The organism is Acinetobacter sp. GFQ9D191M (assembly GCF_011174875.1).
Classification (GTDB): domain Bacteria; phylum Pseudomonadota; class Gammaproteobacteria; order Pseudomonadales; family Moraxellaceae; genus Acinetobacter.
The window spans coordinates 1-569 of sequence record NZ_JAALGV010000150.1 but is presented as its reverse complement, the minus strand read 5'-3'; the positions used below and the strand labels follow the sequence as shown (position 1 = coordinate 569).

The following is a 569-nucleotide window of genomic DNA, read 5'->3' as shown; positions in this document are numbered from 1 at the left end:
ATATATCTCACTCATTGAAAAAATATACCTAAAATGTTAGAATCAGCACCATATTACCAGATACACACTCATTAATGAAAATCAATAAAGCGTATAAATTTAGGCTTGAGCCTAATGTCGAGCAAGAGGTTATTTTAAATAATCTCGTTGGCTCTGCACGCTTTGTTTGGAATCAAATATTAGCAATTTCATTTGAAATGTTTGCTCAAAATAAACACATTAATGCGGTGAATCTAGTAAAAAAGATAACAGCACTGAAAAAGAATCCTCAGTTTAGCTTTTTAGATGGAAATTCAAATGCTGTGTCACTTCAACAAAAAGTTCGTGATCTTGCATCAGCATGGGGGAAGTTTTTCAACCCTAAAGAACATGCTCGACTAAAAGAAAAAAAGCGCAAACCTAAGAAACCTAAATTTTTTAAATTGGCTGATGGTACTGAGGTTCAGTTGCGCCCACTTATGCCTAGATTTAAGAAAAAATCAGACGGTTATGATTCCATTCGCCTTGTACAATTCGATAAATACTGTTGGGTTAAAGGAAATAAACTCAAACTCCCTAATGGCGTAGGT

At 34.3% G+C, this 569-nt stretch carries 1 protein-coding gene; it reads left to right on the top strand.

Annotation, left to right across the window (positions count from 1 at the left end; translation table 11 throughout):
• Nucleotides 1-74 precede the first annotated feature (74 nt).
• A partial coding sequence (locus G5T77_RS17495; protein WP_166236261.1) for a helix-turn-helix domain-containing protein occupies nucleotides 75-569 on the top strand: 495 nt, incomplete at its 3' end.